This is a genomic window from Micromonospora terminaliae (genome assembly GCF_009671205.1).
GTDB classification, from domain to species: domain Bacteria; phylum Actinomycetota; class Actinomycetes; order Mycobacteriales; family Micromonosporaceae; genus Micromonospora; species Micromonospora terminaliae.
Genome location: NZ_CP045309.1, coordinates 3,517,696 through 3,532,909 on the forward strand (window position 1 = coordinate 3,517,696; position 15,214 = coordinate 3,532,909).

Genomic DNA, 15,214 nt, shown 5'->3' on the forward strand with positions numbered 1-15,214 from the left:
TCAGGCCCGCGCCGAGCCGGCCCCGGCGACGTACCGCTCGTAGCCCTCTTCCTCGAGCTTGTCGGCCAGCTCCGGGCCGCCCTGCTCGACGATCCGGCCGGCCACGAAGACGTGCACGAAGTCGGGCTTGATGTAGCGCAGGATCCGCGTGTAGTGGGTGATCAGCAGCAGGCCGCTGTCGCCGGTGTCGCGCACCCGGTTGACGCCCTCGCTGACCACGCGCAGCGCGTCCACGTCGAGGCCGGAGTCGGTCTCGTCGAGGATGGCCATCTTCGGCTTGAGCAGCTCCAGCTGCACGATCTCGTGCCGCTTCTTCTCACCGCCGGAGAAGCCCTCGTTGACGTTGCGCTGGGCGAACGCCGGGTCCATCTGGAGCTTCTCCATGGCGCCGCGCAGCTCGCCGGCCCAGGTGCGCAGCTTCGGCGCCTCGCCGTCGATGGCGGTCTTGGCGGTACGCAGGAAGTTGGCCACCGAGACGCCGGGAACCTCGACCGGGTACTGCATGGCCAGGAAGAGGCCGGCGCGGGCCCGCTCGTCGACGGACATGGCCAGCACGTCCTCGCCGTCGAGGGTCACCGAGCCGCCGGTGATCTCGTACTTGGGGTGACCGGCGATCGAGTACGCCAGGGTCGACTTGCCGGAGCCGTTCGGGCCCATGATCGCGTGGGTCTCGCCCGACTTCACGGTCAGGTCCACGCCGGCCAGGATCGGCTTGAGCTCACCCTCGGGCAGCTTGACCGACACCTTCAGGTCGCGGATCTCCAGGGTGCTCATCAGCGGGTCACTCCATTGCTCGGCGTCAGGCTGACGTAGATGTCGCCGTCGCGGACTTCGACGGGATAGACGGGAACGGGTTCGGTGGCGGGCAGCCCGGTGGGCTCGCCGGTCCGTAGGTCGAAACGGGATCCGTGCAGCCAGCATTCCAGCGTGCACCCGTCGACCTCGCCCTCGGAGAGGGCCACCGCGGCGTGCGAGCACTCGTCGTACACGGCGTAGAACGCGTCGTCCTCGCCGTGCACGATCGCGATCTGCGTGCCGTCGACGTCGGCGCTGATCGCGGTGCCCTTCGGCACGTCCTCGGTGGAGCAGATCTTGATCATCAGGCGCCGGCCTTCGCGAGGCGGGCCTCGATGGCGTCGCCGAGCCGCTCGCGCAGCTCGTCGACCGGGATCTTGTTGATCAGCTCGGCGAAGAAGCCGCGAACCACCAGGCGGCGGGCCTCGGCCTCCGGGATGCCCCGGGCCATGAGGTAGAAGAGCTGCTCGTCGTCGAAGCGGCCGGTCGCGCTGGCGTGCCCGGCACCGGCGATCTCGCCGGTCTCGATCTCCAGGTTGGGGACCGAGTCCGCCCGGGCGCCGTCGGTGAGCAGCAGGTTCCGGTTGATCTCGTACGTGTCGGTGCCGGTCGCCTCGGCCCGGATCAGCACGTCACCGACCCAGACGGTGTGCGCGCTGTCGCCCTGCAGGGCGCCCCGGTAGCCCACGTAGCTGCGGCAGTCCGGCACGGTGTGGTCGACGAGCTGCCGGTGCTCCAGGTGCTGGCCGGAGTCGGCGAAGTAGACGCCGTACAGCTCGGCCTCGCCGCCGCGCTGGGTGTACTCCACCGAGGTGTACTGCCGGACCAGGTCGCCACCGAGGCTGACCTGGACGTGCACCACCTTGGCGTCGCGGCCCAGCTTCACCTTGAGGTGCTGCGCCTGCACGGCGTCGCCGGCCCAGTCGGCGACGGTGACCAGGGTCAGCTTCGCCCCGTCGGCCACCGCCACCTCGACGTTGTCGGCCAGGGTGGCCGACCCGACGTGCTCCAGCACCAGGGTCACCTCGGCGAACCGGCCCACCTCGACGAAGGTGTGGCCGAGCGCGAGCGCGTCGGCGCCGCCGCCGACCACCCGCAGGCTCACCGGCGTCTCGACCACGGCGTCCCGGGCGACCTGCACCAGCAGCGCCTCGTCCACCCCGCCGTACGCCAGCGCGCTGATCCGGTCGAACGGGGTGAGCACGCTGCCCACCCGCGGGTCGTCCTTGCCGATCCGGCCGACGGTGACGCCCTCGGGCAGGTCACCGTGCTCGTGGCGGACCGTGCCGGTGGCGGCCTGCGCCTCGCCGGCCAGGCCGCGCAGGCGCTTGAGCGGGGTGAAGCGCCACTCCTCCTCCAGGCCCGTGAGGGCCGGGAAGTCGGCGACGTCGTACGAGCGGAGCGCCTGCGACTTGGTCGCGGGCGGCGCGGAAGCCTGGGTAGTCATCTCTTCCTTGGTCTGTTCAGCGACGACGGTCTGGTGCTGGGTGGACGGGTCGGCGTCAGCCGACCGCGCCCTCCATCTGGAGCTCGATCAGGCGGTTGAGCTCCAGGGCGTACTCCATCGGGAGCTCCTTGGCGATCGGCTCGATGAAGCCGCGCACGATCATGGCCATCGCCTCGTCCTCGCTCAGGCCCCGGCTCATCAGGTAGAAGAGCTGGTCGTCGCTGATCTTGGAGACGGTCGCCTCGTGCCCCATCGACACGTCGTCCTCGCGGATGTCGACGTAGGGGTAGGTGTCGGAGCGGGAGATGGTGTCGACCAGCAGCGCGTCGCACTTGACCGTGCTGCGGCTGCTGTGCGAGCCCTCCAGCACCTGCACCAGGCCCCGGTAGGAGGTGCGGCCACCGCCCCGGGCGATCGACTTCGACACGATGGTCGAGGAGGTGTGCGGGGCGGCGTGCACCATCTTGGCGCCCGCGTCCTGGTGCTGGCCCTCGCCGGCCATGGCCACCGAGAGCACCTCGCCCTTGGCGTGCTCGCCGGTCATGTAGACCGCCGGGTACTTCATGGTGACCTTGGAGCCGATGTTGCCGTCGACCCATTCCATGGTCGCGCCCTCGTGGCAGACGGCGCGCTTGGTCACCAGGTTGTAGACGTTGTTCGACCAGTTCTGGATGGTCGTGTAGCGGCACCGGGCATTCTTCTTGACGATGATCTCCACGACCGCGCTGTGCAGCGAGTCCGAGGAGTAGAGCGGCGCGGTGCAGCCCTCGACGTAGTGCACGTACGCACCCTCGTCGACGATGATCAGCGTCCGCTCGAACTGGCCCATGTTCTCCGTGTTGATCCGGAAGTAGGCCTGCAGCGGGATCTCCACGTGCACGCCCTTCGGCACGTAGATGAACGAGCCACCGGACCAGACGGAGGTGTTCAGCGCGGCGAACTTGTTGTCGCCGACCGGGATCACCGTGCCGAAGTACTCCTTGAAGATGTCCTCGTGCTCGCGCAGCGCGGTGTCGGTGTCCAGGAAGATGACACCCTGCTCCTCGAGGTCCTCACGGATCTTGTGGTAGACGACCTCGGACTCGTACTGCGCCGCGACGCCCGCGACCAGCCGCTGCTTCTCCGCCTCGGGGATGCCCAGCCGGTCGTAGGTGTTCTTGATGTCCTCGGGCAGGTCCTCCCAGCTGGTGGCCTGCTTCTCGGTGGACCGCACGAAGTACTTGATGTTGTCGAAGTCGATCCCGGTGAGGTCCGCGCCCCAGGCCGGCATCGGCTTGCGGCCGAACAGCCGCAGGCCCTTCAGGCGCAGGTCGAGCATCCAGGCCGGCTCGTTCTTCTTGGCCGAGATGTCCCGCACCACCGCCTCGTTGAGGCCGCGCTGGGCGGACGCCCCCGCGACGTCGGGGTCGGCCCAGCCGTACTCGTAGCGACCCAGAGCGGCGAGCTGCTCCTCCTGGGTCAGGGGCTGGACGATCTGCTCGGTCATCTATCTGTCCTCACAGTGGTGACGGTGTTACCGGACTGGGCACGCGGCTGGGTGGGAATGTGCGTGGTGCACACCCCGTCGCCGTGCGCGATGGTGGCCAGGCGCTGCACGTGGGTGCCGACCAGACGGGAGATCACCGCGGTCTCGGCCTCGCACAGCTGGGGGAACTCGGCGGCCACGTGCGCCACCGGGCAGTGGTGCTGGCACAGCTGGCCGCCGGAGGCGATCGTGGACGCGTTGGCAGCGTAGCCCTCGGCGGTCAGCGCCCCCGCGAGCGCCTCCGCCCGGGCGAGCGGGTCGGTGCCGGCGTCCTCCATGGCGGCGCGGCAGCGCTCCTCCAGCGCGGTCACCTGCTCGGCGGCGAACGCCTCGACGGCCTGGGAGCCGCCGGTGCGGGAGATCCAGCGCAGGGCGGCGGTGGCGATGTTGTCGTAGTGGTGGGTGCCGCAGCGCACCCGGGCCGCCTCGGTCAGCACGAAGACCCGGGCCGGCCGGCCCCGGCCCCGGCTGCCCCGCACGACCTGCTCGCGGGCCTCCACGTCGCCGTCGGCGAGCATGGCGTCGAGGTGCCGGCGGATCGCGGCGGGGCTGAGCCCGAGCGCCGAGCCGAGCTGGCCGGCGGTGGTCGCGCCCCGCTCCAGCAGCAGCTGGGTGACGCGATCCCGGGTGGAGAGATCTGCGGACGCGACGGAACTGGCGACCGGAGTGGTCGCCGACTGGTGCCCGGTAGGCGCCGCCGCGTTTTTCACAACGCCAACGTTACGTAAATCGCCGGAGGCCCGCAAACCCGGGGTCCGGTGATCCCGACCACCGGTGTCGCGGAGTCACCCGATCGGGATCAACTACGGTGCGTAGGATTCGCTCCGTGAAGGCTTCCGTCCGGTTCCCGGTCTCCCCCACGCTGCTGCGCCGCCTCGCGTACACCTCGATCATCGCGAACGTGGCGATCGTGGTCACCGGCGGGGGTGTCCGGCTCACCCGCTCCGGGCTCGGCTGCCCGACCTGGCCCCGGTGCACCGACGAGTCGTACATCGCCACGCCGGAGATGGGCGTCAACGGGGCGATCGAGTTCGGCAACCGCCTGCTCACCTTCGCCGTGGGCGTCATCGCGCTGGCCGTGGTGCTCGCCGTGCTGGCCCAGCGGACCCGCCCGCGGGGGCTGCTGCCGCTGTCGATCGGCGTGCTGTTCGGCATCCCCGCCCAGGCCGTCATCGGTGGCATCACCGTGCTCACCAACCTCAACCCGTGGGTGGTCGGCCTGCACTTCCTCGCCTCGATGGCGGTGATCGCCGCCGCGTACGCGTGCTGGAAGCGGACCACGGAGCCGGACGGGCCGGTGACGCCGACCGTGCCGGCGCCGCTGCGTACCCTCGCCGGCCTCACGACCGTGGTGAGCGCGGCCGTGCTGGTGGTCGGCACCTGGGTGACCGGCAGCGGGCCGCACGCGGGCGACCAGGGCGCGGCCCGCAACGGCCTGGACCCGGAGGCGATCTCCCAGGTGCACGCCGACGGGGTGTTCCTGCTGATCGGTCTCTCGGTGGCGCTGTTCTTCGCGTTCCGCGCGGTGGGCGCCGCCGGGGCCGCCCGGGCCGCCGGCGTCCTGGTCGCGGTCGAGCTGGGCCAGGGCCTGATCGGCTTCGTGCAGTACTTCACCCACCTGCCCGCCGTGCTGGTCGCCGCGCACATGCTCGGCTCCTGCCTGGTGCTGCTGGCGACCCTGGGCGTGCTCTGGGCCACCCGGGAGCGGCGCCCCGCCGCACCGCCGGCGCCGGCCACGACGGCCACCCCGGCGAACGAGCCGGTCACCGCCGCCGTCTGAGGCCCCCGGCCGGGCCGGGTCACGGGCCGGCTGAAGCCCCCGGCCGGCGGTCACCCGCCGCCCGAGGCCGCCGCCCGGGGCGCGGCCGGCGTTACCCCCCGTCGGCAGCGGGAATGCGGTCCGCGCACGGACCGTCCGAGGGGAGCCGCCGGTGTCGCGCAAGGGCCTGTCCACGACCGTCCCGCAGCGGCTGACGCCGGTGGCCGGGGCGCCGCTGTGGTGCGACGCCCACGACTTCGGGATCACCGGCGACGGTGTGACCAACGACCAGCCGGCCCTGGCCGCGCTGGTGGACCGGCTGGGCGAGGGGTACGACGCCGACGGCCGGGCCCGGGTCATCTACTGCCCGCCGGGCATCTACTCGATCCGGGACGCCGGCACCGTCTGGCGCAGCGGTGTGTCGCTGATCGGCGCCGGGCCGGCGGCCACCCGGTTCCTGCTCAGCAACGAGGGCAACCGGAACGACCCCGTCCCGCTGGCGTTCTGGACCACCGTGCAGCACGGCGCGGACCGGGACCGGCACATCGCCGACTGCACCTTCGCCGACTTCGAGATCGACGGCTCCGGCGTCGGCCTGACCCAGTACAACTACCTGGCCAAGGGCCTCGGCCTCCAGTACGTGGTGCGCGGCGTCTTCCGCAACCTCTACATCCACCACACCGGCGCGACCGGCCTGGGCTGCGACTTCCTCCAGGACAGCCTGATCGACGGGGTGGTCGTGGTGGGCTGCGGCCGGCTGGACAACGGCGAGCAGATGGGCGGCGCGGGCATCGGCGTCGGTATCGGCGGCTGGGGCGACGTGGAGCGGCTCACCATCGCCAACTGCACCACCCTCGGCAACGGGACCAACGGGATCTTCCTGGAGCTGCAGAAGGACTACTGGCCGCCGCCGCGCGGCTTCCGCATCGTCGGGTGCCACAGCCAGGCGAACCGGTTCGGCATCTCCGACTGGGGCGCCGACGGGCTGATCGTCTCGGCCTGCACCCTCACGAACAACCTGGAGGCGGGGTTCGACGTCTCGGCCAACGGCACGGCCGGGATCGCCGGCCGCGGCGGGCTGCTGGTCGACTGCGTGATCGACCGCAACGTCGGCGACGGGATCAGCATGGGCAACACCCCCGGCCCGTACGTGGTCCGGGGCAACCGGATCAGCCGCAACGGCGGCTACGGCTACCACGAGCACGACCTGGGCCACGGGTACCGGGGCGCGGCGACGGACGTGGTGATCCAGGGCAACGACATCTGGGACAACGCGCTGGACGGCATCCGGATCGACCGGCCGATGAGCGACGCCGCGGTGGTGGACAACCGGATCCGCGACAACGGGCGCCGGTCCGCGCCGCCGTGCCGCGGCTCCGGCCCCACCGTGCGGTACACGCCGCGCCGGGTCACCGACGGGTCGGCGGACTGGCCGCCCGGCGGGCACCGGGGCAAGGTCCTGCGGGTCGACTCCCGGACCGCGGTGGTGGCCGACAACACCGGCCAGGAGCTCTCCCTGGCCGAGGTGCGGCCCGACGGGGCCACCGGCTGGAACGAGGCCGTCCCGGCGCCCGGGACGCCGTACGAGCTGCCCGCCGGGCCGCCGGAGCGCGCGGGGATCGCCATCAACGCGCCGTTCGACTCCGCCACGGTGCGGGGCAACCGGATCTGGCACCGGGACGAGCACACCCAGACCTACGGGCTCTGGATCACCGGGGCGGGCAGTTGCGTGTCCTGCCGGGTGGCGGACAACGACCTCGCCGGGAACGAGAGCGCCGTCCGGCTGGACACCCCGCCGATCGGCGGTCGCTGGGAACGCAACCACTGCGACGGGGAGTGACGCCGGCTCCGGCCCGCGCGGCGCGGGCCGGAGCGCGGGTCAGGACCGCCGGGCCAGGTGGGTGGCGATCGCCGCGGCGAGCCGGTCCGGCGCGCCGTCGGCGTGGCCGACGAACAGGCTCGGCTCGGTCAGCTCCAGCTCGACGAGCACGGGTGCCCCGGCCGGGCCGGGGATCAGGTCCACCCGGGCGTAGAGCAGCCGGTCGGTGCCGCCGGGCACGACGGCCAGGGTCTTCTCCGCGGTGTCGAGCTGCTCCGGGGTGGCCGTCCGGGCGTCGATCCGCTCCTCCTTGTAGAGCTCGGCCACGCCCCGGTCGGGCCCGGTCAGCATCGGCCCCTTGCGGATCGCGTGGCTGAACGCCAGGCCGTCGGGCCCGGCCAGGAAGAGCAGCGCGGTCTCCCCGGCCGTGTCCACGGCCGAGAGGTACGGCTGGACCATGGTGACCCGGCCGGCGGCGGAGAGCCGCCGGACGTGGGCCACCGCCAGTTCCCGGTGCTCCGGGTCGGCCAGGTCGTACCGGCCGGTGTCCTGGCTGCCGGCGCTGACCGCCGGCTTGATCACGTACTCCCCGGTGCCGGCGGGCGGGGCCCACTCGTCGCCGGGCTCGACCCAGGCGGTCGGCACGGTGGGCACCCCGGCCGCGGACAGCTCGGCCAGGTAGCGCTTGTCGGTGTTCCAGGCGACCACGTCGGCCGGGTTGACCAGCGTGGGGACGGTACGTGCCCAGGCGACGAACTCGTCGCGGCGCAGCGCGTAGTCCCAGGGCGAGCGGAGCACGACCAGGTCGTAGCCGGACCAGTCGACGGCCGGGTCGTCCCAGACCACCGCCTCGGCGGCGATGCCGCGGGCGGCGAGCGGGTCGAGCGCGAGCCGGTCGTCCGGGTCGAGGTCGGGCAGGGCCGTGCAGGTGACGAGAGCGACCCGGGGTTCCCCCCGGGCCGGCTGGTGGTGGTTGGTCAATTTATGTCAACGGGCCATCGTGCGCCGGGCCATCGACCGCCAGAGGTCGTTGCTCGGACGCATCTGGTCCATCAGCTCACGCTCCCAGGCGTTCTCGACGGCGACCCCTGCGGTGGCGCAGGCCTGCCGTGCGATGTCGGTGCCGTCGGCGAACTGATCGGCCCACGCCCCGTCGGAACCCACGAGGACGATGCGTGCACCGCGCTTGCCGACGTACTCGATGACCGCCTTCGCCCCGCCGTGTCCGGCGGCGAACGACTTGATGCCCGCGACCAGGCCGTTGGGGGCCTGTTCGGAGGTCTTGTCAGCCGTGAGCGTCGTATCGGAACCATCTGCCATGACGCGAAGCCTAAGCAGACATCCACCCGGATGTGCGAGAACGATGAACTGAATGTGATGCCAATTACCTAGAGGTTTAAGGAAGACCACAGGTAATTCGCCCGTACATGTCGACTATGCCTGCCCAAACCGGGCGGGGGAGATCGTCACAGTCTGTCCGGGTTGAGCCCGTCCGGCTCAGGCCGAAAAAAATTCTGATGAAATCCGCGACAGGGGGAACTCATCCACCCCGGTCAGCGCCGGAAACCGGACTAGATCAGGGCGTCGAGCGCGACGGCCGCGAACAGGATGGTGAGGTAGGTGGTGGACCAGTGGAAGAGCCGCATCGGCTTGACCGCCTCGCCGCGCGCCGCGCGCCGGCAGAGCTTGTGCGCCTCGACGACGAAGATCCCGCCGACCACCAGCGCGGTGACGCCGTAGATCGGGCTCATCCCGAGCGGCCACACCGCGAGCGAGGACAGCAGGGTCAGCCAGGAGAAGAGGATGATCTCCGCATTGACCCGGCGGACCGAGGCCACCACCGGCAGCATGGGGATGCCGGCCCGCGCGTAGTCGGCCTTGTACTTGATCGCCAGCGCGTAGAAGTGCGGCATCTGCCAGAAGAAGACCACCGCGAACAGGCCCCACGCGGCCGGCGCCAAAGAGCCGGTGACCGCCGCCCAGCCGATCAGCACCGGCGCGGCCCCGCAGGCGCCGCCCCAGAAGGTGTTGGCGGCCGTGGTGCGCTTCAGCCAGAGCGTGTAGACCAGGTCGTAGTAGGCGATCGCCGCCAGGGTCAGCCCGGCGGCCAGCCAGTTGGTGGTGGCGGCCATCAGCGCCACCGAGACCACGGCGAGCACCAGGCCGAAGATCAGCGCGCTGCGCGGCGACACGGTGTGCGCGGGCAGCGGCCGGCGCTTGGTGCGCCGCATCAGCTGGTCGATGTCGCGGTCGATGTAGCAGTTGAGCACGCTGGCCGCCCCCGCGGCGAGCGAGCCGCCCACCAGCACCACGGCCACCAGCCAGAGGGCCGGCATGCCGCCGTCGGCCAGCATCATGGCCGGCACGGTGGTGACCAGCAGCAGCTCGACGATCCGCGGCTTGGTGAGCGCCACGTACGCGGCCACCACGGCCCGTACGTCCCGCCGGCCGGTCGCCCGCGCCTCCGCCACGCGCACCGGCGGGTGCCCGGCAGAGTCGCTGACGGGGCGCTCGGTGATCATGCTCACGGATTGCCACCTTCCGGCTTCGGCGGGGGAGGTCGGTGTCGGCTCGGACCCGTCCGGGTCCACACACCGCCCCACACACTACGCGGCGTCGTTTTGGCTGCCCCGGAGACCCGGCAACGGTGCGGGCCGTCACATCCCGGGTTGAACGGCTGATCCGGTCGGAGCCGTACAGACCAGCATGCAGAGATCCCCGGGCGGACGTTTAGGGCCGCTCGATAGGGTCATCAGTGAGGGTTCCGCCCATCTGCCGAGGAGCACAACCATCGTGGCTGCCAACCGACCCGAGCTTCCCGCTCTCAACTGGTCCGACCTCGACCGCAGGGCCGTCGACACGGTCCGCGTGCTGGCCATGGACGCCGTGGAGAAATCCGGCAACGGCCACCCCGGCACGGCCATGAGCCTCGCCCCGGCGGCCTACCTGCTCTTCAACCGGGTCATGCGGCACAACCCGGCCGACCCGAACTGGCCCGGCCGCGACCGCTTCGTGCTGTCCGCCGGGCACTCCAGCCTCACCCTCTACATCCAGCTCTTCCTCTCCGGCTACCCGCTGGCCCTGGACGACCTCAAGGCGCTGCGGCAGTGGGGCTCGCTCACCCCGGGCCACCCGGAGCACGGCCACACGCCGGGCGTGGAGACCACCACCGGCCCGCTCGGGCAGGGCCTCGGCAACGCGGTCGGCATGGCCATGGCGGCCCGCCGCGAGCGCGGCCTGTTCGACCCGGACCCGGACCGGGCCGACTCCCCGTTCCGCCACGACATCTGGTGCATCGCCTCGGACGGTGACATCGAGGAGGGCATCAGCCACGAGGCGAGCGCCCTCGCCGGCCACCAGCAGCTCGGCAACCTCTGCGTGATCTACGACGACAACGAGATCTCGATCGAGGACGACACCCGCATCGCCAAGAGCGAGGACGTGGCCGCCCGCTACGAGGCGTACGGCTGGCACGTCCAGACGGTCGACTGGCGCCGCGGCGACGCCGACCAGGGCGACTACCACGAGGACGTCGAGGCGCTCCACGACGCGCTGCTGGCCGCCCGGGCGGAGACCGGCCGCCCCTCCTTCATCGCCCTGCGCACGATCATCGGCTGGCCCGCGCCCAACAAGCAGAACACCGGCAAGATCCACGGCTCGGCGCTCGGCGCCGACGAGGTGAAGGCCACCAAGCAGATCCTCGGCTTCGACCCGGAGCGCACCTTCCAGGTCGACGACGAGGTGCTCAAGCACGCCCGCCAGGTCATGGAGCGGGGCGCCGAGGCGCAGGCGGCGTGGACCACCGCGTTCGACGCGTGGGCGGAGGCCAACCCGGAGCGCAAGGCGCTGTGGGAGCGGATGTCCACCCGTACGCTCCCGCAGGGCTGGACCGACGCGCTGCCCACCTTCCCGGCCGACGCCAAGGGCGTGGCCACCCGGGCCGCCTCCGGCAAGGTCCTGGAGGCCCTGGCCCCGGTGCTGCCCGAGCTGTGGGGCGGCTCCGCCGACCTGGCGGAGAGCAACAACACCACGATGAAGGGCGAGCCGTCCTTCATCCCGTCGGAGCACGCGACCAAGGACTTCCCGGGCGACGAGTACGGTCGCACGCTGCACTTCGGCATCCGCGAGCACGCCATGGGCGCGATCCTGAACGGCATCGCCCTGCACGGCGGCACCCGGCCGTACGGCGGCACGTTCCTCGTGTTCAGCGACTACATGCGCCCGTCGGTGCGGCTCGCCGCGCTCATGAAGCTGCCGGTCACCTACGTCTGGACGCACGACTCGATCGGCCTCGGCGAGGACGGCCCGACCCACCAGCCGGTGGAGCACCTGACCGCGCTGCGCGCCATCCCCGGCCTCGACGTGGTCCGCCCGGCCGACGCCAACGAGACCGTGTGGGCGTGGCGGCAGGCCCTGGAGCACACCGACCGGCCGACCGCGCTGGCGCTCAGCCGGCAGGCGCTGCCGACCGTCGACCGCACCGAGCTGGCCGGCGCCGAGGGCGTCGCGAAGGGCGGCTACGTGCTGGCCGAGGCGTCGGGCGGCAGGCCACAGGTGATCATCATCGGCACCGGCTCCGAGGTGCAGCTCTGCCTCACCGCCCGGGAGCGGCTGGAGGCCGACGGCACCCCCACCCGGGTCGTCTCGATGCCCTGCCAGGAGTGGTTCTTCGAGCAGGACGAGGCCTACCGGGAGTCGGTGCTGCCGCGCGGGGTAAAGGCACGGGTGAGCGTGGAAGCGGGCATCGCCATGTCCTGGCGGGCGATCGTCGGGGACAGCGGCGAGTGCGTGAGCCTCGAGCACTACGGGGCGAGCGCGCCGCACACCGTGCTCTTCGAGCAGTTCGGGTTCACCCCCGACCGGATCGTGGCCGCCGCGCACGCGGCGCTGACCCGGGTGGGCGACATCACCGGTTTCACGACCGGCAACTGAGGGGAGCGTGGGCAGCATGACGGACAGGCTGAGCGAGCTCCAGGCCGCCGGTGTGGCGATCTGGCTCGACGATCTTTCCCGGGTACGGCTGAGCTCCGGCGGGCTGGACAAGCTCCGCCGCGAGTCGCACGTGGCCGGGGTGACCACCAACCCGACGATCTTCGCCAAGGCGCTCAGTGACGCCGACGAGTACAACTGGCAGCTGCGCGACCTCGCCATCCGTGGCATCGAGGTCGAGGAGGCGGTCCGCATGCTCACCACGTACGACGTGCGGTGGGCCTGCGACGTGATGCGCCCCTCCTACGACAAGAGCGCCGGGGTGGACGGCCGGGTGTCGATCGAGGTCGACCCGCGGCTGGCCCACGAGTCCGACCGGACCGTCGCCGAGGCCAAGGCGCTCTGGTGGCTGGTCGACCGGCCGAACCTGTTCATCAAGATCCCGGCCACCGAGGCGGGCCTCCCGGCGATCACCGCGACCCTGGCCGAGGGCATCAGCGTAAACGTCACGCTGATCTTCGGCCTCGACCGGTACTCGCAGGTCATGGAGGCGTTCCTGGCCGGTCTGGAGCAGGCGAAGGCGAACGGCCACGACCTGTCGAAGATCGGGTCGGTCGCCTCGTTCTTCGTCTCCCGGGTCGACACCGAGGTGGACAAGCGGCTGGAGAAGATCGGCTCCGACGAGGCCAAGGCGCTGCGCGGCAAGGCCGCCATCGCCAACGCCCAGCTGGCGTACGAGCGCTACAGCGAGGTCTTCGGCTCCGACCGGTGGAAGAAGCTGGCCGACGCCGGCGCCCACCCGCAGCGCCCGCTGTGGGCCTCCACCTCGACCAAGAACCCCGACTACCGGGACGTGATCTACGTCGAGGAGCTGATCGCCCCCGGCACGGTCAACACGATGCCGGAATCGGTCATCCACGCCTACGCCGACCACGGCGAGACGCGCAGCGACACGATCACCGGCGCGTACGACGCGGCCCGCAAGGTCTTCACCGACCTCGAGGCGGTCGGCGTGGACATGGCCGACGTGATCGCCACCCTGGAGCGGGAGGGCGTGGAGAAGTTCGAGACGAGCTGGCTGGAACTGCTCGACGGGGTCAAGAAGTCCCTCGCCGAGGCGGCCAAGGGCATCGGTCAGCCGGGCCGGGCCGCCAAGGGCAACGCACAGGCCGCCGAGAAGGCCGGAGGCAACGCGTGACGGACGGCGCCGGACGCGTCCCGCGGGTCCTCCGTGGGACGCCCCGCGCCGCGGGGACGGGGTGGTGAGGTGAGCGACCTGCTGGCCGGCCGGGCGGACATCGCCGCCGGGCTGGCCGTGCACGGCGCGGACGCGGTCGACGGGTCCGCGCCCGCGTCCGTGCGGGCCGCGCTGGTCGCCGCCGACCTCCCCGCCCGGCTCGCCGCCAAGGACCCCACCCTGTGGGGGCCGGCCGTCGAGGCGACGGCCCGCACCCGGCTGGGCTGGCTGGACACCCACGCGCGCGCCCGGGAGCTGCTGCCCCAGCTCGCCGAGCTCACCGAGGAGCTGGCCGACCTGGACCACGTGGTGCTGGCCGGCACGGGCGGCTCCTCGCTCGCCCCGGAGGTGATCGCGCGGACCGTCGGCCGGCCGCTCACCGTCCTGGACGGCACCGACCCGGGTGAGATCCGCGCGGCCCTGGCCGACCGGCTGGACCGCACCGTGGTGGTGGTCGCCGGCGCGTCCGGTGTCACGGTGGAGACCGACAGCGTCCGGCGGGCCTACTGGCAGGCGTTCCTGGACGCCGGCCGGACCGAGGCGGAGGCCGCGCGGCACTTCGTGGTGGTCACCGATCCCGGCTCCCCGCTGGAGGCGGTGGCCGACGAGCTGGGCGTCGTGGTGATCCAATCCGACCCGGAGGTGGGCGGGCGGTACTCGGCGCTCACCGCGTTCGGGCTGGTCCCGGCCGCACTGGCCGGAGCGCCGGTCGCCGACCTGCTCGACGACGCCGAGGCCCTCGCCGGCGCGCTGGACCGGGACCGGGACAACCCGGGCCTGGCCCTCGGTGCGGCACTCGCCGCGGCGGCCACCAGCGGCCGGGACACCGTCGCGCTGGTGTCCGACGCCACCGGCCTCGACGGGCTGGGCGACTGGGCCGAGCATCTGCTCGCCGGGTCCACCGGCAAGGCCGGCCGGGGCATCCTGCCGGTGGTGGTGGAGTCCCCGGACGCCCCCGGCGCCACCGGTCCCGGCGTGCTGACCGTGAGCTACGGCGGCGCCCTCGGCCCGGGCACCGCGCCCGGCCCCGCCGACGTGGCGGTCAACGGCCCGCTCGGCGCGCAGTTCCTCACCTGGGAGTACGCCACCGCGCTCGCCGCCGCCGTGCTCGACGTCGACCCGTTCGACCAGCCGGATGCCGCCGCGAGCACGGAGCACACCGCGCGGCTCCTCGCCTCCGGCCCGCCGGCGGAGTCGCCCTCGGCCACCGAGGGCGCCGTCGAGGTGTACGCGCCGGCCGGCGCGCCCACCGACCTGGCCGGCGCGCTGCGCTGGCTGCTCGCGGGGCTGGGCGACGACGGCTACCTGGCGGTGACCGCCCACCTCGACCGGCGGGACGACGCGGCGGTGGCGGGGCTCCGCGCCACGCTGGCCCGGGCCACCGTGCGACCGGTGACCTTCGGGTGGGGACCGCGGCACCTGCACTCCACCGGGCAGTACCACCTGGGCGGCCCGCGGGCCGGCAGCCACCTCCAGGTGACCGGCGCGGTCACCGGGGACCTGCCGGTGCCCGGCCGCCCGTACACCTTCGGAGACCTTCAGGCGGCCCAGGCCGCCGGCGACCGGCGGGCGCTCGCCGATCGCGGGCGGCCGGTGCTGCGCCTGCACCTGACCGAGCGGGCGGCGGGCGTCGCCCAGCTACTGGATGCGGCCGGACGGACACTGACGTGACGATGAATGACGTGACATCGGCGGAGCGAGGA

Annotated in this window: 13 protein-coding genes; 5 read left to right on the forward strand and 8 right to left on the reverse strand. The window is 72.4% G+C overall.

The window, feature by feature from the left end; all coding sequences use genetic code 11:
• Genes sufC through GCE86_RS15920 form a run of 5 tightly spaced genes read right to left on the reverse strand, consistent with a single transcriptional unit; the run spans nucleotide 1 to nucleotide 4,477 of the window.
• The gene (gene sufC, locus GCE86_RS15900) at nucleotides 1-774 is read right to left on the reverse strand and encodes a Fe-S cluster assembly ATPase SufC (RefSeq protein ID WP_154227700.1); all 774 of its coding nucleotides are present in this window, start codon (nucleotides 772-774) and stop codon (nucleotides 1-3) included.
• Entirely contained in the window at nucleotides 774-1,100 is a 327-nt protein-coding gene (locus GCE86_RS15905) for a non-heme iron oxygenase ferredoxin subunit (protein ID WP_091270089.1), read from the reverse strand. The genes sufC and GCE86_RS15905 overlap by 1 nt, the downstream gene beginning before the upstream one ends.
• On the reverse strand, nucleotides 1,100-2,242 hold the full coding sequence (gene sufD, locus GCE86_RS15910; protein ID WP_154227701.1) for a Fe-S cluster assembly protein SufD: 1,143 nt from the start codon (nucleotides 2,240-2,242) through the stop codon (nucleotides 1,100-1,102). The genes GCE86_RS15905 and sufD overlap by 1 nt, the downstream gene beginning before the upstream one ends.
• A 55-nt stretch (nucleotides 2,243-2,297) precedes the next feature.
• Entirely contained in the window at nucleotides 2,298-3,728 is a 1,431-nt protein-coding gene (gene sufB, locus GCE86_RS15915; protein WP_154227702.1) for a Fe-S cluster assembly protein SufB, read from the reverse strand.
• A complete protein-coding gene (locus GCE86_RS15920; protein WP_154227703.1) occupies nucleotides 3,725-4,477 on the reverse strand; it encodes a helix-turn-helix transcriptional regulator in 753 nt (250 codons plus the stop codon). The genes sufB and GCE86_RS15920 overlap by 4 nt, the downstream gene beginning before the upstream one ends.
• A 98-nt stretch (nucleotides 4,478-4,575) precedes the next feature.
• Here GCE86_RS15920 and GCE86_RS15925 point away from each other — a divergent pair, with 98 nt between their 5' ends.
• Together GCE86_RS15925 and GCE86_RS15930 are read left to right on the forward strand one after the other, a co-directional pair.
• Nucleotides 4,576-5,547 carry a COX15/CtaA family protein gene (locus GCE86_RS15925; protein WP_208818014.1) on the forward strand — a complete coding sequence of 324 codons (972 nt, stop codon included), beginning with the start codon at nucleotides 4,576-4,578 and terminating at the stop codon, nucleotides 5,545-5,547.
• A gap of 151 nt (nucleotides 5,548-5,698) precedes the next feature.
• Nucleotides 5,699-7,366: a right-handed parallel beta-helix repeat-containing protein gene (locus tag GCE86_RS15930; protein ID WP_154227705.1), complete on the forward strand. Its 1,668-nt coding sequence runs from the start codon at nucleotides 5,699-5,701 to the stop codon at nucleotides 7,364-7,366.
• A 39-nt stretch (nucleotides 7,367-7,405) separates the two neighbouring features.
• On the opposite strand, the gene GCE86_RS15935 is transcribed toward GCE86_RS15930, so the two are convergent.
• The 3 genes from GCE86_RS15935 to GCE86_RS15945 all read right to left on the reverse strand — a co-directional run bounded on the left by GCE86_RS15935 (nucleotide 7,406) and on the right by GCE86_RS15945 (nucleotide 9,873).
• Complete coding sequence (locus GCE86_RS15935; RefSeq protein WP_154227706.1) at nucleotides 7,406-8,326, reverse strand: ATP-grasp domain-containing protein; 921 nt, start codon at nucleotides 8,324-8,326, stop codon at nucleotides 7,406-7,408.
• A gap of 6 nt (nucleotides 8,327-8,332) precedes the next feature.
• Nucleotides 8,333-8,665: a hypothetical protein gene (locus tag GCE86_RS15940; protein ID WP_154227707.1), complete on the reverse strand. Its 333-nt coding sequence runs from the start codon at nucleotides 8,663-8,665 to the stop codon at nucleotides 8,333-8,335.
• 251 nt (nucleotides 8,666-8,916) lie between these two features.
• On the reverse strand, nucleotides 8,917-9,873 hold the full coding sequence (locus GCE86_RS15945) for a heme o synthase (RefSeq protein WP_154227708.1): 957 nt from the start codon (nucleotides 9,871-9,873) through the stop codon (nucleotides 8,917-8,919).
• A gap of 265 nt (nucleotides 9,874-10,138) precedes the next feature.
• Between GCE86_RS15945 and tkt the strand changes: the two genes are divergently transcribed.
• From tkt to GCE86_RS15960, 3 genes are all read left to right on the forward strand, one after another.
• Entirely contained in the window at nucleotides 10,139-12,277 is a 2,139-nt protein-coding gene (gene tkt / locus GCE86_RS15950; protein ID WP_154227709.1) for a transketolase, read from the forward strand.
• A 16-nt stretch (nucleotides 12,278-12,293) separates the two neighbouring features.
• The gene (gene tal, locus GCE86_RS15955; protein ID WP_154227710.1) at nucleotides 12,294-13,472 is read left to right on the forward strand and encodes a transaldolase; all 1,179 of its coding nucleotides are present in this window, start codon (nucleotides 12,294-12,296) and stop codon (nucleotides 13,470-13,472) included.
• Between the two features lie 69 nt (nucleotides 13,473-13,541).
• The gene (locus tag GCE86_RS15960; protein WP_154227711.1) at nucleotides 13,542-15,182 is read left to right on the forward strand and encodes a glucose-6-phosphate isomerase; all 1,641 of its coding nucleotides are present in this window, start codon (nucleotides 13,542-13,544) and stop codon (nucleotides 15,180-15,182) included.
• The last annotated feature ends 32 nt before the right edge of the window (nucleotides 15,183-15,214 follow it).